Annotated in this window: 25 protein-coding genes and 4 pseudogenes; 12 read left to right on the plus strand and 17 right to left on the minus strand. The window is 62.2% G+C overall.

The genetic code is table 11. The features are described from left to right. Positions 1 to 22: 22 nt before the first annotated feature. The gene (locus ACL02S_RS21690; RefSeq protein ID WP_412804318.1) at positions 23 to 1,633 is read right to left on the minus strand and encodes a GMC family oxidoreductase N-terminal domain-containing protein; all 1,611 of its coding nucleotides are present in this window, start codon (positions 1,631 to 1,633) and stop codon (positions 23 to 25) included. Continuing rightward, positions 1,630 to 2,181, minus strand: coding sequence for a DUF5987 family protein (locus ACL02S_RS21695; protein WP_412804319.1), 552 nt, complete (start codon positions 2,179 to 2,181; stop codon positions 1,630 to 1,632). Before ACL02S_RS21695 ends, ACL02S_RS21690 begins: the two co-directional genes overlap by 4 nt. Positions 2,182 to 2,440: 259 nt before the next feature. Between ACL02S_RS21695 and ACL02S_RS21700 the strand changes: the two genes are divergently transcribed. Beyond that, entirely contained in the window at positions 2,441 to 3,274 is an 834-nt protein-coding gene (locus ACL02S_RS21700) for a maleylpyruvate isomerase family mycothiol-dependent enzyme (RefSeq protein WP_412804320.1), read from the plus strand. A 165-nt stretch (positions 3,275 to 3,439) separates the two neighbouring features. Here the strand turns inward: ACL02S_RS21700 and ACL02S_RS21705 are convergent, their stop codons facing one another. The 7 genes and pseudogenes from ACL02S_RS21705 to ACL02S_RS21735 all read right to left on the minus strand — a co-directional run bounded on the left by ACL02S_RS21705 (position 3,440) and on the right by ACL02S_RS21735 (position 7,136). After that, positions 3,440 to 3,832 (minus strand): DMT family transporter, encoded by a 393-nt coding sequence (locus ACL02S_RS21705; RefSeq protein ID WP_412804321.1) that lies wholly within the window; start codon positions 3,830 to 3,832, stop codon positions 3,440 to 3,442. 55 nt (positions 3,833 to 3,887) lie between these two features. Next, complete coding sequence (locus ACL02S_RS21710) at positions 3,888 to 4,208, minus strand: DMT family transporter (protein WP_412804322.1); 321 nt, start codon at positions 4,206 to 4,208, stop codon at positions 3,888 to 3,890. Between the two features lie 98 nt (positions 4,209 to 4,306). Beyond that, a pseudogene (locus ACL02S_RS21715) lies at positions 4,307 to 4,600 on the minus strand (tRNA-specific adenosine deaminase); the annotation flags it as partial. Between the two features lie 113 nt (positions 4,601 to 4,713). Continuing rightward, positions 4,714 to 5,322, minus strand: a complete 609-nt coding sequence (locus ACL02S_RS21720) for a DsbA family oxidoreductase (protein ID WP_412804323.1) — start codon at positions 5,320 to 5,322, stop codon at positions 4,714 to 4,716. Positions 5,323 to 5,418: 96 nt separating this feature from the next. After that, positions 5,419 to 5,895 carry a MarR family winged helix-turn-helix transcriptional regulator gene (locus tag ACL02S_RS21725; protein ID WP_412804324.1) on the minus strand — a complete coding sequence of 159 codons (477 nt, stop codon included), beginning with the start codon at positions 5,893 to 5,895 and terminating at the stop codon, positions 5,419 to 5,421. Positions 5,896 to 6,523: 628 nt separating this feature from the next. Then, a complete protein-coding gene (locus ACL02S_RS21730; protein WP_412804325.1) occupies positions 6,524 to 6,865 on the minus strand; it encodes a hypothetical protein in 342 nt (113 codons plus the stop codon). Next, positions 6,846 to 7,136, minus strand: a complete 291-nt coding sequence (locus ACL02S_RS21735) for a hypothetical protein (protein ID WP_412804326.1) — start codon at positions 7,134 to 7,136, stop codon at positions 6,846 to 6,848. The genes ACL02S_RS21730 and ACL02S_RS21735 overlap by 20 nt, the downstream gene beginning before the upstream one ends. 446 nt (positions 7,137 to 7,582) lie before the next feature. Here ACL02S_RS21735 and ACL02S_RS21740 point away from each other — a divergent pair, with 446 nt between their 5' ends. Beyond that, positions 7,583 to 8,833 carry a site-specific integrase gene (locus ACL02S_RS21740; protein ID WP_412804327.1) on the plus strand — a complete coding sequence of 417 codons (1,251 nt, stop codon included), beginning with the start codon at positions 7,583 to 7,585 and terminating at the stop codon, positions 8,831 to 8,833. A 1,472-nt stretch (positions 8,834 to 10,305) separates the two neighbouring features. Here the strand turns inward: ACL02S_RS21740 and ACL02S_RS21745 are convergent. Together ACL02S_RS21745 and ACL02S_RS21750 are read right to left on the minus strand one after the other, a co-directional pair. Continuing rightward, entirely contained in the window at positions 10,306 to 11,208 is a 903-nt protein-coding gene (locus ACL02S_RS21745; protein WP_412804328.1) for a ParB/RepB/Spo0J family partition protein, read from the minus strand. Further along, positions 11,208 to 11,918, minus strand: coding sequence for a nucleotide-binding protein (locus tag ACL02S_RS21750; protein ID WP_412804329.1), 711 nt, complete (start codon positions 11,916 to 11,918; stop codon positions 11,208 to 11,210). The genes ACL02S_RS21745 and ACL02S_RS21750 overlap by 1 nt, the downstream gene beginning before the upstream one ends. A 174-nt stretch (positions 11,919 to 12,092) precedes the next feature. Between ACL02S_RS21750 and ACL02S_RS21755 the strand changes: the two genes are divergently transcribed. Then, positions 12,093 to 12,350 (plus strand): hypothetical protein, encoded by a 258-nt coding sequence (locus tag ACL02S_RS21755; RefSeq protein WP_412804330.1) that lies wholly within the window; start codon positions 12,093 to 12,095, stop codon positions 12,348 to 12,350. Positions 12,351 to 14,915: 2,565 nt separating this feature from the next. On the opposite strand, the gene ACL02S_RS21760 is transcribed toward ACL02S_RS21755, so the two are convergent. The 3 genes from ACL02S_RS21760 to ACL02S_RS21770 all read right to left on the minus strand — a co-directional run bounded on the left by ACL02S_RS21760 (position 14,916) and on the right by ACL02S_RS21770 (position 16,415). Next, a complete protein-coding gene (locus tag ACL02S_RS21760; protein ID WP_412804331.1) occupies positions 14,916 to 15,173 on the minus strand; it encodes a hypothetical protein in 258 nt (85 codons plus the stop codon). A gap of 350 nt (positions 15,174 to 15,523) precedes the next feature. Further along, on the minus strand, positions 15,524 to 16,006 hold the full coding sequence (locus ACL02S_RS21765) for a helix-turn-helix domain-containing protein (protein ID WP_412804332.1): 483 nt from the start codon (positions 16,004 to 16,006) through the stop codon (positions 15,524 to 15,526). A gap of 286 nt (positions 16,007 to 16,292) precedes the next feature. Next, on the minus strand, positions 16,293 to 16,415 hold the full coding sequence (locus ACL02S_RS21770; RefSeq protein ID WP_412804333.1) for a hypothetical protein: 123 nt from the start codon (positions 16,413 to 16,415) through the stop codon (positions 16,293 to 16,295). Positions 16,416 to 16,459: 44 nt separating this feature from the next. Here ACL02S_RS21770 and ACL02S_RS21775 point away from each other — a divergent pair, with 44 nt between their 5' ends. Beyond that, entirely contained in the window at positions 16,460 to 16,600 is a 141-nt protein-coding gene (locus ACL02S_RS21775) for a hypothetical protein (RefSeq protein ID WP_412804334.1), read from the plus strand. A gap of 391 nt (positions 16,601 to 16,991) precedes the next feature. Here ACL02S_RS21775 and ACL02S_RS21780 read toward each other — a convergent pair whose 3' ends face one another. From ACL02S_RS21780 to ACL02S_RS21790, 3 genes are all read right to left on the minus strand, one after another. Next, the gene (locus ACL02S_RS21780; protein WP_412804335.1) at positions 16,992 to 17,957 is read right to left on the minus strand and encodes an enediyne biosynthesis protein UnbU; all 966 of its coding nucleotides are present in this window, start codon (positions 17,955 to 17,957) and stop codon (positions 16,992 to 16,994) included. Further along, positions 17,954 to 19,843, minus strand: coding sequence for an FG-GAP repeat domain-containing protein (locus ACL02S_RS21785; protein ID WP_412804336.1), 1,890 nt, complete (start codon positions 19,841 to 19,843; stop codon positions 17,954 to 17,956). Before ACL02S_RS21785 ends, ACL02S_RS21780 begins: the two co-directional genes overlap by 4 nt. Before the next feature lie 186 nt (positions 19,844 to 20,029). Then, positions 20,030 to 21,136, minus strand: coding sequence for a sulfite exporter TauE/SafE family protein (locus tag ACL02S_RS21790; RefSeq protein ID WP_412804337.1), 1,107 nt, complete (start codon positions 21,134 to 21,136; stop codon positions 20,030 to 20,032). Between the two features lie 193 nt (positions 21,137 to 21,329). Here ACL02S_RS21790 and ACL02S_RS21795 point away from each other — a divergent pair, with 193 nt between their 5' ends. The 8 genes and pseudogenes from ACL02S_RS21795 (at position 21,330) to ACL02S_RS21830 (ending at position 25,128) form a co-directional block, all read left to right on the plus strand. Continuing rightward, positions 21,330 to 21,713 (plus strand): SgcJ/EcaC family oxidoreductase, encoded by a 384-nt coding sequence (locus ACL02S_RS21795; RefSeq protein WP_412804338.1) that lies wholly within the window; start codon positions 21,330 to 21,332, stop codon positions 21,711 to 21,713. Between the two features lie 270 nt (positions 21,714 to 21,983). Further along, a pseudogene (locus ACL02S_RS21800) lies at positions 21,984 to 22,603 on the plus strand (DUF4158 domain-containing protein); the annotation flags it as partial. Between the two features lie 242 nt (positions 22,604 to 22,845). Then, entirely contained in the window at positions 22,846 to 23,181 is a 336-nt protein-coding gene (locus ACL02S_RS21805; protein WP_412804339.1) for a hypothetical protein, read from the plus strand. A 15-nt stretch (positions 23,182 to 23,196) separates the two neighbouring features. Next, the gene (locus tag ACL02S_RS21810; protein WP_412804340.1) at positions 23,197 to 23,418 is read left to right on the plus strand and encodes a hypothetical protein; all 222 of its coding nucleotides are present in this window, start codon (positions 23,197 to 23,199) and stop codon (positions 23,416 to 23,418) included. Positions 23,419 to 23,739: 321 nt separating this feature from the next. Beyond that, positions 23,740 to 24,066 (plus strand): annotated as a pseudogene (locus tag ACL02S_RS21815) (Tn3 family transposase); the annotation flags it as partial. Next, positions 24,057 to 24,614, plus strand: coding sequence for a recombinase family protein (locus ACL02S_RS21820; protein ID WP_412804341.1), 558 nt, complete (start codon positions 24,057 to 24,059; stop codon positions 24,612 to 24,614). The pseudogene ACL02S_RS21815 and the gene ACL02S_RS21820, both read left to right, overlap by 10 nt. 161 nt (positions 24,615 to 24,775) lie before the next feature. Continuing rightward, positions 24,776 to 24,925, plus strand: a pseudogene (locus tag ACL02S_RS21825) (DUF4158 domain-containing protein); the annotation flags it as partial. A gap of 38 nt (positions 24,926 to 24,963) precedes the next feature. Continuing rightward, positions 24,964 to 25,128, plus strand: a complete 165-nt coding sequence (locus ACL02S_RS21830; protein WP_412804342.1) for a Tn3 family transposase — start codon at positions 24,964 to 24,966, stop codon at positions 25,126 to 25,128. The last annotated feature ends 152 nt before the right edge of the window (positions 25,129 to 25,280 follow it).

Raw genomic sequence — 25,280 nt, forward strand, 5'->3', positions numbered from 1 at the left:
CTGGTCTGTCGTCGATAGCGGATCAGCGAGGCAAGGTGCCTCGATAGCTGACATGAGCACCACGGTCCTGAAGGCGTTGCACGATATGAGGCGCCGCACGCTCGGCCAGAGCCGCGATGGTGTTGGACGGGTTGACTGTGAGGGCGGTCGGCACCGCCGATCCGTCGACAACGAAGATCCCCTTGTGGCCACGCAATTCGTGGGTGGGGTCCAATGCGCTTATCGCAGGGTCGTCACCGATCCGGCATGACGCCAATGGGTGCACGGTATAGGCGCCGACGAGGTCGTTCGTCCAAGGGGTGACGGTGCCGAACCCTGGCTTCTCGACGACTCTGGATACCAGGTCGTCGGCCTCCGCCCAGGCAGCGAGGGTGCTCGCGCGTGGCCGGTACCGCAGCGTCCCGCGGCCGAGCAACTGCTGGCTGAGCCGCACCGCGTTTCCGGTAGGCGGTGGGGCGCCGAACACACCCTCGTTATCGTCTTCGATCAATTCGAACAGCATCAGCCACGACTGCCAATCGTCCAGCATTCGCTTCTTCTCCAGCCCGAACCACGCGGGTCCGCCCGGTTCGGGCGCAGACGCCTGAGCGAGGATCGTGCCGAGCCCGGGCGGGAAATAGAGCTGCTCGACAGAGAACCGAGTGAACTCGGCTCGGCTCGCGTCGAGGTGATCCCAGGTCGAGACCACCGGACCACGACCGACCTGGAACGATCGATACGCCGAGCCGTTGCCTGCCTCCAGCCCGAACTCTTCGCGGAGCCGGGAGTCGTCGAGAAGCGCGACATTGATCCGCTCTCCGTTACCGGAGAAATACTTGCCGACAGCGTGTGGCAATGTGCCACCGAGCCGCTCGCGTGAACGCTGCAGGATGACTGGGGTTGCCCCGGCCCCGGCGGCGATCACCACAATCTTGCATCGGATACTGCCGTGACCGGTGTGCTCGCGGTAATCGACCGGGTCGACCAAGCGATACTCGACGAGGTATTCGTCGTTCGCGGTGCGAGTGATCGTCTGCACCTCGTGCAGCGGCCTGATCTCGGCGCCTGCCGCCTCGGCCGCGGGGATGTAGTTGAACAGCATGGATTGCTTGGCGTCCTCGCGGCAGCCGGACATCATCCAGTTGCAATTCGTGCAGCGGGAGGTGTCGACGGCCGAGGGCAACGGGTTGGCGGTGTAGCCGGCGTGGTCACACATCCGCGCCCATATGCCCCCGGGGTAGCTCACATCATCCCAGTCGTGCCGGGTGACCGGTAGTGCCTGTGCCACACGGTCATACCAGGGGTCGAGCGAGGCGCGGTCGATCGCGGCAGGCCAGAGCGGCCGGTTGAGCGAGCCCCGGCGGTCGAACACGAAGTGGGGCGCTCGCGGCATAGCGGCGAAGTACACGACGCTGCCTCCGCCCACGCAATTACCGGCCAGCACGCTCATACCGTCGCCGGCAGTGAAATCGAAGATCTGTGTGCTCGAGCTGCCGAACTGGAAGCTCTGCTGGAATTCCTCGCCCTCCAGACGTGGTCCGCGTTCGAGCACGACAACACTCGCACCGGCCTCGGCGAGATGGAAGGACGTGATGGCGCCACCGAAACCGGATCCGATAACAACCGCGTCGACAGTGTCTTCATGAACGCTCACGGCATATTTCCGTTCTCATCGGTGTCGGGATGAAGCCGAGCCATAGGTTGTCGGTAACTCGCTCGCTCGAAGCCCCAATGCCCGTTCTCGTCCGGCCGAGCGAATCCGAGGGCGAGTAGTCCGGGGTGCCCCTCGGCGATCGCGGTGGCGGTATCACGGTGCGGCGCCGAGTCATAGGCCATATAGGAGAACAAGGCGAGCAGGAACCAGAAGTCACGCAGCGGTGCGCCCGGCGCACTGAGATCGGCTACCAATCCCCTCCGTGCCGAGTAGTCGAGGTCGGCGAAAGGGAGATCCGCTCCCACCGCTACTCCGATTTCCGCTGCCCGCGCACGAGCGTGGTCGTTGAGCAGATGGGCCATCTCGGCGATACCGTCTTCGATGCCGGCCGCAGGGTCCTGCAACACGGTCAGCGCGCCTGCCTCCACCGCCCCTGGCAGGGACGAGACACCCGCGATCGCACGGTCGTGCTCATGCCGCTTACGACCAGGGATCACCGTGTCAGCGAACGCCTCCAGCGTAGTGGTCTCTGTGGTAGTGAGCGCCACGATTGTCCCCTCTGATCGGTTGGACGGTCAGGCTCGAGCACCTGTGTCGACATCCAAAACGTTAAGCACTCTGCTCATCAGGACGTCTTGTCCTGTGCGCTGCCGGGCTATCGGAGGGGTGAGCAACCCGTCTTCGCAGGTGAGGCCGGTTCGCTCGGATCGAGAGTGGTGGCGGGAACCTGACAACAATCTGTCCGACCCCTGACGCACCCGGACTGGTAGACAGTGCGTGCATCGACCCGACCGATCGAGGAGAGACATGCCAACATCCAGCTCGGCGGAGAACCTCCCTATCGCCGCTCTCCGGTTCGAGGCCGAGGCCGTGACCGCGCTGCTCACCGACCTCGGCGGCGAAAACTGGGACACCCAAACACCTGCGACAGGCTGGACAGTTCGCCACCAGGTCGCACACCTGATCAGCGTCTATCGCCTTGCCACGAAAGCAGCAACCGATCCTGAGGGCTTCCGTTCGCTGCTCGCCCAGCTCAGCGGGAATTTCAACCGCGACGTCGCCGCTTCGATGGAACCACTGCTCGCCAAGAACCAGGTCGATCTCACTGCGACGTGGGAACATGTCGCCGCCGAAGCCGTCGCCGCCCTCGATGCGTTGCCCGGCAACCGCATGCTGCCCTGGCTGGTCAATGACATTCCGGCCGCCGTGCTTGCCATGGCCGGGACCACCGAGGCTTTTGCCCACGGCCAGGATATCCGCGACACCTTCGGAACCCTGCGCACACCGAGCGATCACGTGCGCGCGATCTGTGAATTCGCCTACCATACTAGGGAATTCGGCTGGCTCGGCCGCGGAGAGCAACCTCCTGCCGAACTCGGCCTCCGCTTCGAGCTGAACTCACCGAGCGGTCAGCACTGGACGATCGGTAACCCCGAGGGTGCCGACATCGTCACCGGCAATGCATGGGATCTCGCGCTACTCGTTACCCGCCGACGCCACCCCGAAGACCTCGCACTGAGCGGGGAGACCGAGCCGGCACGGCGGTGGATGTCCGTCGCGCAGGCCTACCGCGGACCGGCCGGAGAAGACCGGCAGCCCGGCCAGTTCGCCGACCGAGCTACCGTAGGCGGAGCGCCCTGAGTACAGCGAAGTCCGGATCCGCGCTGATCCTGGTTCTCGGGTTCGATCCAGCCGGGGTCGGTGCGTCGTTCTTCCACCCCTCTCGAAGCCGCGGTCACGGTATCGCACTCGAAGACGAGCCATATCCGTCCGGCAGCCGGACTGAACCATATCCACGGATCGTGGCTAAGCGTCGGCAGGGCGGTCTGCGAGCTTGAGCCAGATCACGCCGATAATGACGACGGCCAACCAGAATGCCTTGATCGGGGTGAGTGTTTCATCGAAGAAGATCGGCCCGAGGAGTGCCGCGCCGACCGCGCCGATACCGGCCCAGACGGCGTAGCCGATTCCGACGTCGATCTTTTTGAGGGCGACACTGAGCGCGAACAGGGTGAGGAGGAAGAAGACGATCGCGACGAGCGACCATGGCAGGACGGTGAATCCGCGGCTTCCGCCGACGGACAGGGCGTAGCCGACCTCGAACATTCCGGCCAGGAGTAGGACGAGCCAGGCGCGGGCGTCGTTGCTTCGTTCGGTGGTTTCCTGGGTATCGACGGTATCGGTGGTGCGAGTGGTCACTGTTCGGTCCTTTCGATCAAGTCGCGCTTTATTCGAGAAGTGCGGGTATGGCTGCTCAGGCGACGCCGCTGAGTTGGAGTCCGACGACTCCTCCGACGACGACGGCGATGCCGAGCGCCTTTCGCCAGTCGAGTCGTTGGTGGAACAGCAGAGCGCCGAGCAGGACGATCCCTACGCCTGCGACCGAGGTCCATATCGCGTAGCCGACGCCGACGTCGAAGGTGAGCAGCGCGAGGCTGAGGAAGTAGGTCGCGATGCCACCGCTGACGAGAGTCGCGATCGTCCATCGCAGGTTGGTGAAGCCCGCTGCTTTCCCTGCGGCGATGGCAACAGTGATTTCGAAGATGACAGCGATTCCGAGATAGAGCCAGCTCATGATTGTCCTTTCGGTCCTCCGGGTTGGAGGTCGGGGTCTGGAGCGAGGTGAAGTTGCAGGTAACGGGTGAAGGGTTCGAGTGCCTGGTCCACGGGGAGTTACTCGATGGAGATCGCTGCGTGTGCGCGGTCGATTCCGAGGCGTGCGTAACTGGCGCGGTAGTCGAACCCGCAGCGTGCTGCGGTTGCGGTGTCGACCGCGAAGTGGACACTGTCGATACGGTGCTCGATTGCGAAGCTCAAACACAGTCCGCAGGGTTCGCCGGTGGCAAGTAGCCGCATCCCCTGTAGGTCGGTGAGGTTGCGGTCGTGCAGTGTGTTACGCATCGCGACGATCTCGGCATGCGCGGTGAAATCACCGGTTTCGAACACCAGGTTCACACCGAAGTCGGATGCGTAGCCGTCGTCGGAAACGACCTACGCTGCGAAGGGAATTCCTCCCGATTCGACATGCTGCGTGCTGTACGCGACCGCCTTGCTCATCAGTGCCGTGAGCGTCGCGTTCGTCATGATCGATTCCCTACGGCTGTCGCACTGTCGACGGCTTTCCGAAGGGAGGACACGTCGAGAACTCCGGACAGGAGACGACCATGCACGAGGAAACTCGGCACCGCGTGCACACCCACGGTTTCGGTGGCGTGGTGCTGCGCCGCTTGTTGGCGCTCGCGCCGCTCGGCGCTGTGCAACGCGGTCGCCACTTCGTGTGGGTCGAGTCCCACGGATGCGGCGATGTCGAGAAGGACCGATTCGTCACTGATGTTGCGGTTGTGTTGAAAGAAGGCTTGGAATACCGCGGTCGAGTACTCCTGCGCGACGCCGCGTTCCTCGGCGACCTGCAAGACGATGAAGGCGAGCTCGGTCCGAGGCTGCGGAGAGATCGTGGGGAGTACGATGTCGACGCCCAGTTCACGCGCCATCGGGTAGACCGATCCCTCCCAAACCCGCGGAAGATACTCGTCCTCCGGCCGCAGGGTCGGCACAGGATCGGGACGGAGTTCGAAGGGGCGGATCACGACCTCGATGTCGCGGTCGCGCTGCAGCGCCTTGACCGCGTCCTCGACAAGGAAGCAGTAGGGGCATACGTAGTCGACATAGATCTCGACTGTGGTCGTCATAGACGTCACCTCCAAAAAATGCTTGTGCATACATTTATATAAAAAAGACGGTGCCTGCCTGGTTCGGCGGAAACGCTCGTGTTCGGGTTCGCCCGGTCAGGGAGTGGGGAGTCGGCTGATATTCGCGAGTGCTCGACCGACAGTGCGTGCGTCGGGCGCGGAGGAGGTCCTCGCGATGTCCTGTAGGACGTGTTCGAGGTGTGTCCGGTATGGATCGTGTGCATCCGCGATGAGAGTTTCGCCCTCCGCGGTGATGACCGCGTATACGCCGCGTCCGTCCTCGAAACAGGTCTCGCGGTGCGTGAGGCTCCTGGCCTCCAAGCGGCCGAGTAGGCGTGTCACCGAGCTTTGATTCAGGCCGATCCGGTTGGCCAGTTCATTGACCCGCAGCTCCTTGTTCGGCGCCGCGCCGAGCTGGCGCAGGGCATGGTATTCGGTGAGTCCGATCCCGTAGTGATCGGTCAACCATTTTCCCAGGTTGGCATCGACTGCGGACACGAAGACGTCAACCTGAAACCAGTCGTCGACCAAGCTACCGACTGAATCGGCACCGTCACCCACTGGTCGATCCATGTACATGCACATAAATGTAGCGAATAGCTCGCTCATACACAAACTCTGGAAGCAAGTCGACTGAGAGTATGCAGGAGAAGTCTCTACCGAGGGTGTCTCACCGTAGTGTTTTTTGGTGTCACTCCGGATAAGGGAAGTTATCCGGAGTCAGGACAGTAAATCTGCAGGTCAGCTTTATTTCATCGAGAGAATGCCTGTTCCTGACTGGGGTCGGCGGGAATGCAATGGATATCCGATGTCCCGCGCCCACCGCACCCGATTCCCGGGCCACCGGCGAGTTTTGTCACCGTGACGCACCTATGGGTTTCTACGCGATCCAGCGGAACTTCCGCGAGAAGTGGCGGTCACGTCTCAACACAGCGGGTAGAAGGGGCGGACCACACTGGGTACCGCTATCTGCGTATTGATCCAGACATCCACCAGATCTCCTGGGAAGAAATGTGAGTGAAGCCCTTCAGCGGGGCGGGAAGCCATACGAACCCACCTGCTGGCGGGGGTCGCGCTCAATCGTCGAGCGCGGTCCGTGGGCTAACCGGCCGAACCGTCTTATAGCGCTCGACAGCCGTCACGTCAGGACGGCTTCTCTCGACGCGAATACCACTCCGGGACGCCCCGTACCCGGGAACACTCAAGCCGAACGGGGCTGCTGGCGTTGAGCGAGCATGTGCAGGATGGCGTCGCGTGGTACCGAGTCCTCGGCCGAGGCCTCCACCGTCACCCACTCGGAAACGAGTTCGTCGACACTCGCGTCGGCCTGCGCGGCGCGATCCTGCAGTCGCTGAAACGCCGGCCACGGCAAACGCAACGTCACCTCCAGCGGCATCACCAAGTCGTTCGGGTCCTCCAGCCGGGGAACATCGACCGGTGCGGCATCCGGATCCGGGGTGAAGCTGTCGATATCGAAGTCGGGCCCGTGGGCCTGGACCAGCGCGTCATACAGCGCAGCCGTGTCATCCTTCATACGGCTCATCGGCCTCGGCCTCCCATTTCGTGAACGTATCCAGATTACCGCCACTCATCTCACCAGCGGCGATGATCACCGAGTGGAACGGGGCGACCTCATGTACCGCTACCATGATCGGACGGCCGGCGTCGGTCCTACCCGCTATCAGTATGACGTGTAGTTCACTTCCCATCGATGGACGCGCCCACCTGCGGCGCGCCTCGAGCACCTGGAAGACCTCGGCGACAGTCACTCCGCGAAGCCGCGAGGCGGCCCACTCCGGAAGCTCATACGGCATGGTCACTCACCCTACGTGCCTGCCCCTTGCTTCGCCTCATCGCCAAGAGACCACTGCGACGGTCCTCGAAGTTTGCGGACAGGCGCTCACAGCTCGTCGAATACCGCACTCCGAATCGGCCACGCCTGGAGTTGTCGTAAGTTTTCCACCCCACACCGGCGAATGCAGCCGGTCGGAGACGTGGGAGGCCAGTGACCGGCCCCACCCTTCCCGACACTCGACGAGTTCCACATTAAATGCTTAGATTGCAATAAGTCAGTATCTTTATACTTTTATTATCCGTTGACAAGAGATCAAGGGCGGAGGAGGCCGTCACCGATGTCGCTCATGCTCTCACAGAGCTGCGCTCCCCCGAACCTCGGAGCAACCGATCGTGCGCAGACACCATCCACACAGAATCCAGCTGTGCCGGTGAAGATGTCGGTCTGCGTCGCTAAGCTCCGTACGTGACCGGCACCGAGATCGAGCTCTACCGTCCAGTGAAGCCACCAGCGCTGGCGGGCACCGAGGTCGAACGAGTCCGTGAAGCGCTGACGCCGCTCGGGATCACCGACGTGGACTCCGACCATGAGTTGGCGACAACACCGTTGCCCGTACTGTCCGATGAGGACATTCGGCTGATCGGGGAGTCCACCGCAACAGCACAGGCACGTAACACGATTCGCTCCTATGCGACCGACTGGCGGCGCTTCGAACGCTGGTGCGCAGACAACACGACACGGGGGCACCAAGCGCTGCCCACCCACCCACTCACCGTCGCGCTCTACATCAGCGAAGCCGCCGCGCTGCGTGACAAGAAGGGCCGACGACGTTATGCGCCACCGACACTCACCCGGTGGGTCGCCGCAATCGGAGACCGCCACCGTGCGGCAGGCTTCCCTCATCCTGGTTCGGCGCGGATCGTCGCCGAGGTCCTGAACGGTATCCGCAGAGCCTGCCGGGACAAAGGCGAACGCAGACCCAAACGCGCCGAACCCGTCCTCGTCGACGATGTCCGCGAACTGATCGACGAGGCCCGGCGCCAGGCCGACACCGACGCTCGACGCATCGCAGCTCACCGCGACGCCGCATTGCTGCTGATGGGCTTCACCGGGGCATTCCGAGCCTCGGAGATGACCGATCGATGGCTCGAAGACATAGCCCCGCACCGGCACGACGGACTCCACGTCCGACTGCGGATCTCGAAGGGATCGCAGGAGGAGGAAGTGGTGGTCGCGCTCCCGCGCGGCACCGTCCCCTCCACCTGCCCGCCTTGCGCCTGGCGACGCTGGCTCGGCCTGGTGACCGCCCACGATGCCGGCGGCCGCAGTCACGTACAACGCCTGTTGAACAAGACCACCGACAGCTACGAACGGCATGTGTGTCGTGGGCGCTGGCCCGAACTCCCAGACCCGAAGAACCCGGCCTTCCGGGCAGTCGACCGGCACGGCAACATCGCCTCCACCGCCCTGACCGCAGAAGCTGTCGGCGATATGCTCCGCCGCCGGTTGATGGCAGTCGGGTACGAGGAGGACGAGGCAGCCACATACGCGGGACACTCATTGCGCAGCGGCTTCGTCACCCAAAGCCACCGACTCGGTGCCAGCGACTATGAGATCCAACGCCAAACCCGGCACAAGTCGGTAGCCATGCTGCGCGTCTACGCCCGCGAACACGCACCCCTCGTCGGCAACGCCGTCATCCGCCTGCCATGGTGAACCCCGACCAGGCGATACGCTACCGATACGACTGGGAACGCTTCACAGACTGGTGCACTGCCCACGGTCACACGCCACTGCCCGCCGATCCGACCGTGGTCGGTGCATACCTCACCGCCGCACCGGCCGCACTGGCCACACAACGAGGTCGGCTTACCGCCATCAACTGGGCCCACCGTGCCGCGGGATTACCCGTACCCGGCCGAGCCCCCGATCTCAGGGAAACTCTGAACGCTGCCCGCACCGACCGGACAGCACGGCTTCGAGATCTTGTCGACAACATCCTGCCGAACCTGCCGGTCTGGGGATGGCCCGCAGGGCTTTTCGGCCGCCGCGATGCGGTGATTCTGCACCTGATCCGCTCAGGACTTCCATTTGCTCGGATAGCCTCTCTCACGCGGTGTGAAATCACTGTCACATCCGAACGAGTCACAGTCGGATCCGGTCCCCTCGCAACTCTCGACGCGACCGAAGGCTCGTCCCTCTGCCCCGTCGGAGCCTTCCGCCGGTGGTCAGCAGTTCTCGATATCGTCCCGCGACCGACAGCGGTCCACCTTCTCGAGTACCACCTCGAACGGCAGAGCCTCCCAGAGGACGACACCGACCGACAGGCCACTGATCCCGGCCCGCTACTCTTCGCACTCGATCGCGACGGTCGCCCCGCCCTCAGACCCACTCCACTCACCCCCGGCTCGATCGGGATGATCACCGCATCTCACCTCCTCGGCCGGGCTCCCACCCATCGCCCGCGAAAACGACGACAAGCCGACGAACCCCCCGCAGAAACCGCACTCGTACCCGAGGATCACGTTCCCCCGCTCGGCGAATACTTCGAGCGAGGTATCGCCGCTCGGAAGCGCGGACTCGAATCGCTGGCAGACATAGAATCCCTACTCGATGCCGCCGAAGCTCGGGTGGACCGCGTACTGCAGCCGAGAGGGTAAACCGCGGTTTACCCTCTCGGTTCTCCTCGAACTACCGGATCTGGGCTGGTTCGGACGCCAGAGCAGGACTAATGAGGCCGAGAAGCGCATATCATCGGGACGACGTAGGCCGGTAAACCGGGGTATCGGTAAACCAGGGCGGCGGCGGTTGCGATGCAGCTTTCGGATCATTGGTCAGAATTCGAGCCTGAGCCACATCGATCGGTGGCAATAGATCGGATGGGCCGTCGGCTGTTCCCTCTGCCATTCCTCGATAGTCCCACTTCGACCCAGGTGATGGCGCCGACTTTGCAGAGGAGTCGGGTGAGACCGTTCGGTTGACGAGACCCTGCTCGATCCGCGCGACCAAGTGTGACTCGAACTCTCGGGTAAACCGCGGTTTACCCTCCAGTCCTCTGATGAAGCGCGCGCAGACTGCGAGGGGGTGGGTAAACCGCGGTTTACCCACCCCCTCGCAAACTTCCCACACAGTCGACCACCGGGGCGTCGCATGCTTCGGAAGCTCAGCGAATCTCCGCAGTCAGCGATCTACTGACCATTGGAGACAGAGATCTGGTTCAGTTGCTCGATCAGATCGGTAACACCGTCTCCGTCGAGGTAGGTATAGAGCGCCGAGGCAAGGACATCGGTGCCTGCGCCCCATTTCTTGAACGTCTTAGCGATCTTCGTAGCGTCGATATTCCGCGGCTCCGGCTTCGAACCGGTGCTGTCGTCATCCCTGCTGAGCTTCTTCTCGAACAGCGCCGCCCATCGAGCTACCTGCTCCGGCTCCGGTACACGGCCGAGTTCACGCGCATCCCGGACCGCCAGCTCACCCGCCCGCAACTTCGCTTGCAGTTCCGGGGCGAGCTTCAGCAGTGTGAGCCTCTGCGAGACCCACATTTTCGATTTTCCGAGCTGCCGTCCGGCCGCGGCACCATTACCGTCACAATCGTCCACGAGCGCCTGGACCCCCCGCGCTTCGTCGATCACGTCGAGGTTCTCTCGTTCGACATTTTCGCGAAGCGATGCCGCACGAAGCGTCGCTCGTGTCGCTGCGACTTCATTCTTGATGACGACTTCGAGGGTGGTGCGTCCATATTCGTGGGCCGCCCGCAAGCGCCGGTTCCCGTTGACGACGACATATTTGGCTGACCCGAGGTGCGATTCGAGATCCGGCCACAGTTTCAGGAACGTGCCACGATCCACGATGAGTGCGGGTTGGAGCTGGATCTCCGCGATAGATGCGAGATCGTCGACATTGACCTTCTCGCGCGGATTGAGGGGATTGCCGATGAGGTCTTCGAGGCTGATCTCCAACGGCTTCCCGTCAGGCACATGTGGCCGAGGCGCCTGCTCACGAGCCACCGGCGCATTGTGCCCATCGACCGTTGAGTTCGCACCGGTCGAGTCCAGGAGATCGGCAAAATCGGCACGTCCTCCCTTTGCCATCAGCGGGCTCCTGCCTTCAGCTCCAGAGCCAGCTTGCTGAAGTCCGCTTGTGCCAACATCGAGACACGGTTCCGGGGATACTCCGTGACAACGAGTCCGTCAGCCGCAGCCCGAGTGTGGACCTTGTAGTGCCGAATCACGGTGTTGGCCAAGGGCCATCCGGCGCGATTGATGTAGTTCATGGTCTGCTTGAGATCTGAGTCGCCGTCGCGCGGATCCCAATTGTTGATGACCACAGTGAAATCCAAACCGCGTGGCTTGATGACCTTTTCGATCGTGCGGGCTGTTGGATCGAAACTCAGAGGCTCCGGCTCGACAGGCACCAGAACATGGTCTGCAAGATCGAGCACTGCACGAAGAGCATCGGCTGACGCACCGCTGCCGAGCGTATCGCTGTCGCTCTCGCCGTCCTCCTGGCCGATCCAGCCGGGAGTATCGACGTATATATGCTGAATGCGATTGCCCTCTTTGAGATTTCGCAGGCCATCGACATTGTCGTGCGCCTGAACGATATGGAACGGCAAAGACTTCACCCTGTCGGCCCACCAAACCGCCGACCCCTGCGGGTCGATACTGACGGCCGCGACCGGAGAAAACGCGTCAGGGTCGGATCCGGTGAGGGCATCAGCTGTCGTAGCAGCCAAGTTGACGGTCAGGGTGCTCTTGCCGACACCCCCCTTCTGATTCAGAACAACCTCGACATACGCCATGGCTCCACCTCCGTGTGCTTCACCCAGTTTCAGTGGGCTACTTCGGATTTGATTGAGAATCGCCGCAATAGGACTACGACCATAAGAGAGAATATAAGATATATTTCTAGTGTCAACGCTTGCGGCGGCGATTCGTCGAACGGACCACACTAACCCATGTCCAAGGAGCCACTTGTGAAGGCTGTCCCAAGTACATCCAGCACTAGCGAAGCAGCGGTGTCCTCGGAACCAGCTGTAGAGCTGCCAATCCGGAAAGCTACTGGCAAGAAGCAGTTCGGTACGCAGCTGCATGCGTCAACGATTGCTCGCCTCGAATGGATCAAGCAGCACGGCTACGTCATTTCGAAGACTGTGGACGATGCCGTCAACGCATGGCTGGACTCAGCCGGGGTCCCTCGCCCGGACAAGGACGGGCGCATGCCGGAAAGCTGATATTCACGAAGGGCCGATCCAAATCCAATCCGATGCCCAATGAGGGGTGACCAACCCCCTCGAACCATTTCGTCACTGTGACAATTCAGCAATCGCTGAGGCGTGGTGGCGGAATTCGACCTCGAGCCGGCCGAGCAGCCCGAGGTCGAAACAGATGCTTCAGCAGACCGCGCAGCGTGGGAAGTTCGATAGGAAAGCCATAGGGGTTCGCTGGGCAGTTGTCCCGCCCCACGGGTAAACCGCGGTTTACCCGTGGGGCGGCGCAGGAAATCACGCGCGGAGCGATTGCACTGTGGGAAGTTTCGGTCAGCCTACTCAGAAAAGTCCAGCGTGGTCCGCACCGCACAAAGACACTCACTGCACGCAGCGGAACTGACCGGTTCCAACGGCAACCGAAGCCGCTCTATTCTGCGGAGAGTTCAGCCGATACTATCCGCAGCTAGTGGTTGCACCTGGATCTTGCAGCTGACTATATCCGAGCTATCCGGGGACGGAGCCGCCTCCCGGACTCGCGAATGCATGCTAAGCGGCCAGCGTCAGCTGTGAACCCGTTAGGTTTCTACCTCGCCAATCCGGGTCCTGCAACCCCATATGAACTGTCCTCGGCGCGGATGCCAACACCTGCTGTTCTTCCTCTGTGAACACACCCGCTGACACGCGGGAGGCCATGTCCGCCAGACTGTTCCGCTTGTCGAGCCAGTCGAACCAGGCCGAACGAACAGAGGGTGTCAGAGCTTCCAGGGTCTGCCTTCGTGCAGCTCTGCGGGCTTCCTGCTGCTCGCATGTCAGATTGCGCCACCAGCGGTGCTGGTAGCGCAAGGAGCGGTACGTCCGGGCAGCTGGAGAGGAACTCGTTACGAGAGTTTCTCCAGGAGGTAGGTCGGCAAGAGCAGCACAGCGAGTGCGCCAGTGGTGGCGTTCGCGGGCGAAGCGACGGCGGAGCAGGGTGGGGTCGGCACGGCCGGAAGGGGTGGGAGGGGCAGGGGGGGTGTCCTTCGGACAAGTGGGGGAATTTTTCGAAAGCTCCGCATCGACGAAGGGTTGAGCTGCGGGCCCGATGGCATAGGCGTGGCAGTCCTTTGCCCCTCCGCCGTAGTGATGCGTTGTCACGAGAAGCTCATGCTCGATGAGTAGATCTCGACACGCACGTACGGTCTTTACATCGATGCGTGCGCGAAGTGCGATATCGCGTAAGGAGATCGATCCTTCTCGCCGAATGAAGACAGAGGCCAGGTTCAGCAGAAAGATCTCGCAGTTCCTCCTTCGTTGTGGGCGCACTCCGAGGTCGGTCGCAGCGAGAGCGGCCTTCAGCCCGGCTGAGACTGCGGCAATCCGAGCGTTGTCCGCGGCCGACTCGACGAACCGCCTGCGGCGAGGGCGCTGGAGTGCTGCCTGATCAGTGGCCCGGTCCCAGATGTGTTGCCACTTCTTCCTGCCGAGCTTGCGGCATACCGCCGGGCTCGCAGAGCTCACCCGATGCCATGCTTGTTCTATCGTGAGACCTTGTTCAGCGCACACTGTTGTGTGGGCATCGACCCAGACGTACCTCCTCCAGCGGTGTTCTCCACGCTCGGAAGCCTTTGTACCTGATCGGTTCTGGACTTCCCACGCTTGCGCCGCCGTGTAGCCGCTGCGGATCATCGCGCATACTTGGCCGTATTCGCGTGCCGAACGAGAAGTGTCCGGTCCGGTTGCCGCGCCTGATCGGTGGGGACGACGCCGACGGGGCTGTGCCGCACACACCACCGCGGTGGGCTTGTGAACAGCCGCCGGAGTCAGAGTTCCGCCGAGAACACGGCAGATATAGCTCTTGCGGTGTGGTGCATCCAGCAGGCGCAGAACGCCGCCTGAACGGTTGTCGACGGGAACGCCGTAATCTTCTGTGAGCTTCTCGCACAGCTGGTCCCACTGCTCCGCCTGCTTCTGTGAAGCACTGGCCGCGATGACATGCCGTCCTCCTGGCCTGCCGGATTCGCGTGCGATGTACTTCAGGTCCTGAGTGTGCAGCCATGCCACAAGAATTTCGGCGATGGCGTCGCCCAGTACGGGGTCGCCGGGCAGAGGGTCTATATCAGCTCCGAGGATGCCGGGCCGCAACGTTCCGCCTGCGGTGACCACTTCGCCTTTCCCGATCGCGGCGTACGCCTCCGCGAGGGAGCGGGTACGACGAGGCGAGCGGTTCTCGGCGTCGATGAGCACATAAGGACCGGTATAGATGACTCGGTCCAGCTCTCGAAGATCGAGATTCGGTGGCGGTGGAGGCCCGCCGCTCCGTTCTGAGGAGGGTGAGTTTTCGACACGCTTCGCGGTTTCAGTTGAACCGGATTTTGCGCGTACGGTATCCTCGACCCTGGATTCCTTCAGCAAAGTACGGCCTTTCGTTGCTGAGGGGGTGCACCGCGGAGGTGAGGGGGCAAACTCATCTCCCATGGGCGTATCGGAAGCTCTCGGCTGGGCCTGGCTGAGGGCTTCCTCCCATGTGGTCAACCCGGTCGATTGTTCATTTAGACGTCTGATACTCCGCGTTGTCTCGTCGTGAGGCGTTCTGGCGTGAGCCGCCCCTGACTACGCGACCGACTTCCGCTTCCTCGACACCTCCTGGCTCTTGTTGTTCTTCGGTAGTGCTTCCTGGTTCTGCTCGTCGGGTACAAGAATCTCTTCGACTCGAACTCCGCGCCGCTCACATACCATCAACGTCAGCAGCCTGCTCCGATCACCACCGGTCTCGACAGCGGCCAGTTCATCGATCAGTTTGTCGACGTTTCGGTGCAGCTTGAAACCGTACGTCTTCCGGGTGTACGCCAAGCGCTTTACTCCAGCCATGCGCGACATCCTTGCACGGAGAACCACCGGCGTACACGCGACACGCTGTTGCTGGTTAACCACGGCAAAATCTTCCCCTCCCGTTCATCAGACTCTTCGGATACATCTTGCACAAGAACGAAACTCGAGGCCTACACAAGGCCGCTCAGTACCGAACGTAGTGAGCGCCGGTGACTTCGCCCTGCACCACCGACACCGCTGAACAGGATTTCCCCCACTCCGGTACCGAATTCTCCTCGGATAACACTGGAACCACTACTACCCGAAAAACGCAGTCGAGGCACGCCACACGGCGTGCCTCGAAGTCATCGACTCGTTGTCGATTGTCGGATAGATGCTCCGAAGAAGGTTCAGGCTACCTTACTCCGGACCGGTAGCCGCTCATAGACTGTCCGGGGGGCCGTGGTTCGGAAGTGCTGCCGGAAAGCGCTCGGCGACACGCCGGTACGTTCGCGGAACCGGGTACTGAAGGTGCCGACACTCGCGAACCCGACCTCGTAGGAGATATCGACAACCTTGAGGTCGGTAGACAGCAGCAGTTCGCGGGCACGCTCGAACCTGAGTTCGGTGAGATAGCGACCCGGGGAGTCTCCCGTTACCCGCTGGAAAACACGCGTGAAGTGATACTTACTGAACAGTGCGGTTCTAGCGATTTCATCGGCTGTGATCGGCTCGGCCAAGTTGTCCCGCATAAAGCAGATCGCTCGGGCGACCGCGCGGTGAAGGTGCTCGCTCACCTCGGCTACCGTGGACTCCTCGGCAAGTTGCCGATGGCTGACGATATCGACAACGGGTGCATCTCGGTGTGTGGAGATGGTCGGGGTCTGGGTCATAACCGTTCCTCTCGGTAGGCGTGGCCCAACGCTAAAAACGATGGATTGCATTGCCTATCCGAAGAAGAGCGCACCTTCGAGATACCGGGGGCCCGCCAGAGAGGTCGCCCCTATCGGGCATAGCCCATCGGCTACTGTCCTGACCTCGATCTTGTATACGAGTCCGCTACCGGTCCGATCGGTTCGCCGATCAGACATGTCAGTCCTGCCAGGAGCCCGTCGATCGGTCCAGGGATACTCGAGCCGGTCATCGGTGATCGCCGGGTGCAGCGTATCCGGCTGGGATTCATCGGCTCAGAGCGGGATAGCCGCAGTGGTGGTTGTCATCGGTCTTCCAGTCGCTGATCACGACGCGAACCTGGGACAATGACCAGAAGCTGTCGATCTCGCAGTGCGCCGGTTCCTTCATGGCGCCGAGGCCACCTGCCAACGGTGGCGCAATCGGTTCGGTGGGTGAAGTCCGATGACGCGAAGAAGCTCGAGGAACGCGAACGTGAGAACACCGTGCGCAAACAGCTACCGGCTGAAGCGGAACTGGAGAAAGCGACGTCGAAGCAGAGACAGTCGCTCACCGGCACTGTTTGTTCGGTGTGAGTGAGCGTTTCGCGTGCCGGATGGCAGGGCAGCATCGCAGTAACCGATGCCGTCTACCAGCAGGCCGCACCGGCACCGACCCGGATTCGGGGTTGCGGGAATGGATACGTAACTGGGCGAGAACTCATCCACGGCAAGGATTTATCCGTGCCTGCCAGGATGCTCGCGCCGAGGGCTGGACAGTGAGCCACAAGAAGATCCAGCGCCTGTGACGGGTCGAGTGGCTGCGAGTGCCGGTGCGGAAGCGCCGCAAACGCGTCGGCGCATCCACCGAGAAGGCCTACCACCGTAAGCACAGGCAGCGGCTCCTCGGAAAGCTCACCCCGATCGAGATGGCTTCGGCCTCGATCTTCGGCTCTGTCCGATGGGTATGAACAGAGCCGAAGATCGATCAGGCGATGGCGCCGGCATGTCCGGATGAGCGCCACTGCTGCAGCCGCGGCGCCGAGTACAGCACCATCCCACGAATCGCACAGGTGATCACCAGCGCGAAGAAGATCGCGTACGCGACTTGCGTAGTGATGAGAATCCCGTATACGCCCGCGACGGTGAGCCCGAAGACCACCTGGCCCCGTGTCGAGATCGGTGTCGTACCGGGATCGGTGATCATGTAGTTGGTGAAGAGCACGAAAGCGACGCCGGTCATCGCCCCGAGCACCGACAAGAAGACATCGTCGAACAAGATCGCGCGTACGAGACCTTGGAGAACGAAACCACCCACCCACGCAGCTATCAGCGGCATTTTACCTGTGAGCTTGCCATTCAGCATGGTGCCTGCCATCAGCACACCGAGCGGGATCAGCACATCGAGCGCGACGCCGGTGTTGTTCAGAAACATATACGGCGGAGTGAAGCCCACGAACGGGATGAGCAGCAAGGCCACCGCGATACCGGTGTTCGATGGATTGAGATAGTGCTTGAGACGACCCTTTACCCGTACTCGAAATACGTACTTCGAAGCCGCCGCGACAGTCACCGCGAACAGAAAAGGCCATATAGTACTTGTGTAGATGAGCATCGCACAGGCCAGAGCGGAAATATGTGCAGGCAGCAGGAAATAGAACAATTCCGCACGGCCACCGGCGTACTCGGGCGTCCGCTCATGCGCCCATGCGTCGAACGTCTCCAGCAACAAATGCACTGCGTAGCTGACGGCTACCGCAATGATCGGTACGATCGGCGCCTGCTCGAACCCGAGAAACAGATGTCCGACAACGTTGAAGACGGTAATCGAAATCGCGAACCTCAGCAGCGCTTTACGTCGCGGGTCGGCAGGTTTCGGGGGCACCTTTTCGGTCGAGGTGACGTCGGCGGCGGCCGAGCCGTGCGCCTCGGACGACGCGATCTGGATAGTCATGGTTGCACCTTCAGTGTGGTCGTCGGCTCATCGGGATTGATCAGGTCGTCCAGCACGAATGTGCGCTGGTGCAGTTCGCCGCCTTGACGCCACGTCACGGTTGCGCTGAGTGCATCGTTACGGTGGGCATCGGGGATGCCGAAGTGCGCTATGTCATCGCTGACTCCGGAGTGTCCGTTCGCGGGATACACCTGGGTTTCCCTGCGATAACCGTCCTCCCCTTCGAGGACCACCGTCGCGCCGATCACTGGCGTGGACGCGCCGCCGACTCCTTCGGCTACCACTCTCAAGCTGACACGGCGGTTATCGGTCTCGGAGGTATTCACATAGGCAAAAGAATCCTCCCACTGGTTGGCGACCACGAAGTCCCGCAGCCCGTCGCCATTGACATCGGCAGTGGCAATTCCGCGCGAAACCTCATCGCTGAAACCGATTTGCCGACCGATGTCGACCCACTGGTCGTTCATCTCTCGCCACAACCGGTTGGGCTCATGACCAGACAGGTCGTCCCCCTCCTCGATCCGTAGCCACAACTCGGGATACTTGAGAACCTGGTCGTTTCCCATCGCTGTTTCCTGCAGACGCGGCCATACATCGCGGCTGCCCTTGATGAAACCGTTGGCCTGCAACAGGTCGTCACGGCCGTCGTTGAGGATGTCTATGGGTTTGATGTCCCAAGACCATCCGCTGTGTGCGATACCGGTCTGCGCTGAGCGGTCTGTGAACGGAACCTCGCCCTTCAGCAGATCCTCGGGGTCACCATCGGGGTAGAACGCGAAATTCGACTCCTGCAACGCCCAAGGACTGGTGATGTTGCTGACGATTATCCGAGGTAACTCTTCTCCCTCGGCATAGGAGAAAGCAACTCCCATGCCCTTGAAGGAGTCGTGGCCGAGGACGGTCGATCGACGCTCGGTGAGTGAGCGCCGATCACGCACCATCTCGAATCGCACGTCTCCGGGCTTCGAATGGTTGACCAGCAACTGGTCCGGACCGAAATCGTTTGCCACGTAGGTCTCGGGCAATCCATCGCCGGTGAGGTCTTGGAACCCGAACGATAGGGTCCACGAACGAGCCGATTCCTCCGGGATCCGGTTGCTGACGTCGATGAATTCCGGCATCGCACCGATTTCGTCGACGGGGCTGCCGAGGAAAAGGCGGTTCGTACCGGCATTGCGGGCCTTGTTCATTCCGGCCTGCATCTGAATCCGAGAATCCGCGGTGGCAGCGGGATCGAGCACCGGCGCTCCGTCGGGAAAATAGTTTCCGACCATGATGTCGAGGACTCCGTCGCCATCGATATCCGCAATATTGAGCGCGGTCGTGTTCCACACGTCCATCGGGGTGACGAGCTCGTGCGGCTCGAAGTCGGTGCGACGAGGTGTGCTGTCGTCGCTCGACTCACGCTGGTTGAGAAACAGTACGGGGGAACGGCCCCAGTAGTAGACGATGATGTCGGTGGCGCCGTCGTGATTGATGTCGGCGGGTACACAGCCTATCGGCGCCATAGTGTCGTCGTAGCGTAGACCGTCAGGCCGCAACTCGAACGGCTCGAACTGCTCGCCCGCACTGCCCGGCACGGGGAACACTCGCACCTCGTCATCGCGTGGGTCGGTGGTGCATGCATCGCCCGCGTGGCCCTGACCTCGTAGGTCCATCGATCCCACCGATGCTCCGACTGCGGAGATCCACGGCTGGATGGGCTCGAAGTCCTGCGCGACAGGCCGCACCCGCTGGTTGGTCGGGGCCGGAGGCAGCAGGTGACGGTCGAAGGTGACCGCCGCCGAGGCCTGGCCGACCAACGCGTCGCTCGCCCCTACCGGTCGCAGGGTCCAAGTGCCTAGACACAGCGCTATCGATAGCGCGGGTACCAGCAAACGTCTCATTGTCGCTCCATAACGGTCTCGCAACTCAGGCCAGTGACTCCATCCCAATGGCCACAGCCCCTTCACGGCATCTCGTCCTGTGCGGGCTCGGTACCCTCGACGGATTCGCGGACTCGGGGCGAGTGTTGTACCGGTCATATGCAGCCGGACTCACCGCCCCGCACAGGTACGCAGAATTCATCACCCTTATCGGGCCGCAGGCTCACCACCGACCGACTCGTACTCTTGGTCTCGTTGCGTAGCAATACTTTTGGCTGCCGAATCAGGACCGAGGTCGAAGCGGCGAAGCGTCGCCAAGCGAAGGCACCCCAGGGTGAAGACCAGAATGCCGCAGGCGAAGAGCACCGCCTCGACACGCCCGAACGGCACCAAGGCGACAGTGGAGACGAATTCCACCGTGATCAAGAAATACAGGATCCGCGCGATCGCAGCACTCGAAAGTCGAGTACAGATAAGCGCGCCCAAGGGGGCGCCTATGCACACCACCGGTACCGCCGCGAGCCACATATCCACTACCTCACCCGTAAAAGCACCTTCGGTCAGGGAGGCAGAGAATCCGGCGAGCGTCACCATCGTCATCAGGACCACTGTCGTCGGTGTCACCGTCTTTTCACTGACCCGGAACAGCAGCACGAGAGCCACGAACATGATGGTGTTCTCCCCTACCGCGGCGATGCCCGACAGCAACCCGCCGAGGCTGCCCGCCGACACGAGCACCGCCTTGTCCCGAAACGGCAATGCCGGCGCGGCCAAATCCATTCGCCGCTCGAAGATCCGCGTACGCCTGGCAGGACGATAACGTCGACCGATGATCAGCGCGATCATGAGACCGACGAGAACTGCGGTGAAGAGAAGGCGCACATGAGGCGCACTGACCCGGGGCGCGATATTCAGAAAGCTGAAGTAGACGGCGATCATTCCGGGTAATCCGCCGTACGCGAGCGCAGACCATTCCAAAGGAACCCGATTCCACAGAATCGACAGACTCGCGGCCGTCATACCGATGCTCTGAATCGCGAAGCTGAAGAGCCGGGCATCCTCAGGTGGTACGGCGAGCACCTTGGTGAGGATCGGAAAAGCCACTGCTCCGCCACCCTCCGACGTACCGCCGCCTACGAGCGAGCCGAGCGTCATCGTGAGAGACACCGGCCAGTGTTCTCCGATGGCCTCGAAGGCGCGAGAACCTCCGATCACGGCCCAACCCGTGATCACTATCGCGGCGAGCACGATATTGACGATCATCATCCGGCGAAACGAAACGACGGGTGTGTCTTTCTCATCGGTGGATCCCATAGCGACTACCGCTTCCTCACTCGGACCCGTCCAGCCGGGTCGGCGATCTCACGGCGACACTAGAGCCAGGCAGTCCCCCCACAGCTCTCATACATTGCCGACGTTGGAGCAATCGGTAAGAGGTTCGTGACGAAGTGACGTGCCATCGTCGTCCCATCTGCTCGAACCACCCGGAACAGATAAGGACCTATCGATGACCACAGCGCCGACCGATCCAGCTGTCATCCCCCAGCGCATCATGGATGCCTGGAAGAACCACGACGCCGCCGCCTTCGCCTCCGTATTCACCGAGGACGGCACGATGATCCTGCCCGGAGTACATCAGAAGGGCCGCAACGCCATTGCCGGGTTCATGACCGAAGCATTCGCAGGCCCATACGCCGGAACCCAGGTCATGGGCACCCCATTCGACATCAAGACCCTCACCGATGATGTCGTCATCCTCTTCACCGAGGGCGGGGTACGCCCGGCCGACGCCGACTCGATTCCTGATGGCGCGCGGGTCCGGGCGACGTGGGTGCTGGTACGCGATGGTGATTCCTGGTCCCTCGCGTCGTACACGAACGCACCGCACTGACTGATCCGGATCCGCTCGATCGAAACACGACGACTGTCCTGAGATCACCCACCGCGACGGGATAGCCTTGACGGCCCTCCCACGCGGGCCTTCACCACCGACCTGGCCGGCGGCGCACCGGCCCGCACCCGGTAGCATCCGCCGAAAATCGGGAGGATATGGCGTAGTCGACTACTGGACAACGGTTTTCGCGCTCAGCATGCGCATGGTGCTCGTTGGTGTTCGGCTGCCGATAACGATGTTGGTCGGCTCTGGTGGAGGCTGGATTTCGTGGCGACGCGGATGTTCGCGGACGAGGAACTGGAACGTCTGCGGGGCTTCCCCGAGATCAGTCGCGAGGAGCTGTTCCCGTACTTCACTCTGACGCCGTCGGATCTGGCGTTCGTCGATCCGGGCCGCGGCCGGGATCGACGAACCGACTGGGGTTGGCGACCGCGTTGTGCACGCTGCCGTGGCTGGGGTTTATGCCGGACCGGCTCGTCACGGCTCCGCCGGTGGCGGTGGCCCGTCTGGCCGAGCCCTGCACCGAGCACGTGCGCCTGGCCGTGCAGTACCTGGGCTGACGGTCGGCCGGTTCGATGGGCGAGGACCGCCAGGCCCTGCTCGACGAACTCTTGGCGATCGTCACGGATCCGACTGTCGCGGATGAGGAGATCGGTGGGCTGATCAGCGGGGAGAAGATCGGATGGGAACGCCTGCGGGCGGCGATCGCGCAGGCCGAACCGCGCCTGCCGCGGGATCACGGGCATCTGGCCGCGCTGGATTCCTCCTACAACTATCTGTACCAGTTCACCCCGGCGGTGTTGGCCTCGGTGCGTTTCGCCGACGAGACCGCCGCGACCGAGTTGCTGGTCACGGTCGCGATGCTGCGCGAGCTGAATGCGAGTGGTTAGCCGACCAGGTGCGGTGACGGGATCGCCGGTTTGATAAGGAAGGTAAACCCTCACCGCCGCTATGGCCGCCTCAGCCTTTGAATAGCCCTCTCACCAGCGTTCCACTTCGACAGATTGTTCAGAGCGATCGGACATTGAAGTAAGGCGCGCCACTTCGGCGTCATTCTCTGGAACCGACCTGTGGTGGCAGCCGTCCAACTCAACGTACGCACAACAACTTTGATGAACGGGGATAGCAGATGCGCAATGCGGGGAGGATCGCTGCAAGCATGGTCGTAGCTGGCGCGCTCATGATGGTAGGTGTGGGAGGCGTAGCCGTCGGACACGCGAACCCCTTGCCGGAGCAGACGATTGGCGTGAATGACTTCACGGTAGCTAAGAAGCCGAAGTGGACCGCAACGTGCACTTGGACTATCACCAACAACAATACGAAAGAGCAGAAACAGATTACAGGTACTGGTACGGGACGCTCGGAAGCGGATGCCGTCAAGAACGCAGGGCGGGACGCGAACGGGAAGGTTCCCAAGGGCTGGTACAAGCGCCACATCACGAACTGCAAGACTTCCAAGAAGTAGCGGAGGAGAACATAGATGAGCAGCGAGCGCTCGATCTGGCAAGTACGGGTGACTTTCCGGGGTACCGAGGAACAGGCCGACCGCCTAGCGGCATCGGTCAGTGAAATGCTCTGCCCTCATGATGAGGAACACCCCCTCAGCGAATGCCCGATGCCTGGGAACGTTCGTACGCTCGATGAATCAGCCATGGGCAAGAAGGAGATCACAATCTTCAACGCTCTGCTAGCGGAGGATTAGTGCGGTGAGCCGGGAGTCCCAGACCTGCGAGGCCGGCAAGTGCGGCAATTCAGATTCTGGGGCCTCCGGTGCGCACCTGGCACGTACAGTCCGGACGTGGCCAGAGTCGTAGTGGCGAGGCAGGTCGTCACAGGCAGCGCAGCCGGACACAGCCGGCGGCTACCAGGAATCCGGACTTCGCCGAGCTGCTGCCCGGATACCCGGTGCCATTGCGTGGCTGTCGATCTGGGGTACTGCCGACCACACCTTGATACCGATCTCGCCGATGGGCGTGCCGGTAAGGATCGTGTCACCTGGTACATGAAGCTGCCGTAAAAGCGGGAGCTGATCGCTGAGCAATACGACCAGATGATGAACGCCACCGCGATCCGAACCCGCACCGCATCGACAGAGGCGATCCTGCGCAGGTTCACGAAGGCCAACGCCGCCTACCCCACCTACCAGGCGATGATCGAACTCGGTCGGGTACAAAAGACCATCTTTTTATGTCGTTACCTGCGCAGTCGTGAATTGCAGCGGGAGATCAACAGCGGCCTGAACGTGGTCGAGTCCTGGAACGGCGCGAACTCGGTCATCTACTACGGCAAGACCTCCGAGATCGCGTCCAACCGGCGCGACGAACAGGAGATGAGCGTGCTGTGCCTGCACAGCAGCTGATCGCCCTCGCAGTGCCGCGCGAGCGGATCTTCATCGACAAAGGATTCTCCGGCACCACCCGCCGCAACCGCACCGGCCTGGACAACGCGCTCACCGCCGTCACCTCCGCCGCCGCGGCCGTCACCGGACGGCAAGTGGTACTGACCACGACCAAGTTCGACCGGTTCGCCCGCAACATGGCCGAGGCCGGTGAGATCCTGACCGGCCTGCGTGAGCGCGATGTGCTGTTCGGGCTCGGCAGCCAGGTCTACGACTGGGCCGACCCGTTCGGCAAGCTGTTCCTCCAGACCCTCGCCATGGTCGCCGAATTCGAGGCCAACCTGAACCATCTACGCACCCGCGAGGGCATGGCCAAAGCCCGCGCGAAGGGCCGCCTCAAAGGCAAACAGCCGAAACTGCCTCTCGCCGCACGGAAAACGATCCACCGCCGATACCACGACCCCGACGGCAACTCGAGCCTGGCCGACCTAGCCCAGGAATACAGCGTCGGCCGCTCCACCATCCACCGCATCATCAGCGGAGCCACCCCACGGAACTGATGGGCTCATATACCAGGTGACACGGTTCTTACCGGCAGCCCTATAAGGCGAAGAACTGCCATATCCTGAAGATCTTTTGAACAGCGTCTAAGGAGTATGTGATGCCCCCGGGCCCGGACTTGCGGGAGCTATGGGTGGGCGTCTACGCCACTGAAGAGAACATGCAGCGCCTGCTGGACCAGTACCTCGATGACGAAGACCGGAAGCTGATCGCGGGTCGGCGGCGGGACTACAACCGTTTGGGATTCGCACTTCAGGTCGTGACCGTCCGCCAGCTCGGAATGTTCCTGGTCGATCCGCTCGATGTGCCTGCGGAGCTGATCGATCCTGGATCGCGTCGGCGCAGCTGTTGGGCCAAGCCATCGCGCACTACGGGCGGATCTTCAAAACCCTGCACATCCTGCGCCTGGCCGACGACGAGCCGTATCGGCGCGAAGGCAAGGTCCAAGCCGATCTCGGCGAGGGCCGCCACGATCTGGCGCGGCGGATCTACCACGGAAGAAGGGAGAGATGACCCGCACCTATTACGAGGGTATGGAAGATCAGCTTTCCGCGCTCGGGTTGGTGCTCAACTGCACGGTTTTGCGGGTTCCGTCGCAGGCGGCATGCAGAGTCGCCGAGAGCAGCGACAGAGCCGCTCCAGTCCGGCCCACTCGGGACCGGGCC

Origin of the sequence: Nocardia spongicola, assembly GCF_047200775.1 — a bacterium.
Lineage (GTDB): Bacteria > Actinomycetota > Actinomycetes > Mycobacteriales > Mycobacteriaceae > Nocardia.

Bases quoted from the DNA above. Each gene is read 5' to 3' on its own strand.
- ACL02S_RS21700 (WP_412804320.1), top strand. From the start codon at position 2,441: ATGCCAACATCCAGCTCGGCGGAGAACCTCCCTATCGCCGCTCTCCGG.
- ACL02S_RS21710 (WP_412804322.1), bottom strand. From the start codon at position 4,208: ATGAGCTGGCTCTATCTCGGAATCGCTGTCATCTTCGAAATCACTGTT.
- ACL02S_RS21720 (WP_412804323.1), bottom strand. From the start codon at position 5,322: ATGACGACCACAGTCGAGATCTATGTCGACTACGTATGCCCCTACTGC.
- ACL02S_RS21725 (WP_412804324.1), bottom strand. From the start codon at position 5,895: ATGGATCGACCAGTGGGTGACGGTGCCGATTCAGTCGGTAGCTTGGTC.
- ACL02S_RS21730 (WP_412804325.1), bottom strand. From the start codon at position 6,865: ATGAGCCGTATGAAGGATGACACGGCTGCGCTGTATGACGCGCTGGTC.
- ACL02S_RS21735 (WP_412804326.1), bottom strand. From the start codon at position 7,136: ATGCCGTATGAGCTTCCGGAGTGGGCCGCCTCGCGGCTTCGCGGAGTG.
- ACL02S_RS21745 (WP_412804328.1), bottom strand. From the start codon at position 11,208: ATGGCAAAGGGAGGACGTGCCGATTTTGCCGATCTCCTGGACTCGACC.
- ACL02S_RS21750 (WP_412804329.1), bottom strand. From the start codon at position 11,918: ATGGCGTATGTCGAGGTTGTTCTGAATCAGAAGGGGGGTGTCGGCAAG.
- ACL02S_RS21760 (WP_412804331.1), bottom strand. From the start codon at position 15,173: ATGGCTGGAGTAAAGCGCTTGGCGTACACCCGGAAGACGTACGGTTTC.
- ACL02S_RS21765 (WP_412804332.1), bottom strand. From the start codon at position 16,006: ATGACCCAGACCCCGACCATCTCCACACACCGAGATGCACCCGTTGTC.
- ACL02S_RS21770 (WP_412804333.1), bottom strand. From the start codon at position 16,415: ATGAAGGAACCGGCGCACTGCGAGATCGACAGCTTCTGGTCATTGTCC.
- ACL02S_RS21780 (WP_412804335.1), bottom strand. From the start codon at position 17,957: ATGACTATCCAGATCGCGTCGTCCGAGGCGCACGGCTCGGCCGCCGCC.
- ACL02S_RS21785 (WP_412804336.1), bottom strand. From the start codon at position 19,843: ATGAGACGTTTGCTGGTACCCGCGCTATCGATAGCGCTGTGTCTAGGC.
- ACL02S_RS21790 (WP_412804337.1), bottom strand. From the start codon at position 21,136: ATGGGATCCACCGATGAGAAAGACACACCCGTCGTTTCGTTTCGCCGG.
- ACL02S_RS21795 (WP_412804338.1), top strand. From the start codon at position 21,330: ATGACCACAGCGCCGACCGATCCAGCTGTCATCCCCCAGCGCATCATG.
- ACL02S_RS21805 (WP_412804339.1), top strand. From the start codon at position 22,846: ATGCGCAATGCGGGGAGGATCGCTGCAAGCATGGTCGTAGCTGGCGCG.
- ACL02S_RS21810 (WP_412804340.1), top strand. From the start codon at position 23,197: ATGAGCAGCGAGCGCTCGATCTGGCAAGTACGGGTGACTTTCCGGGGT.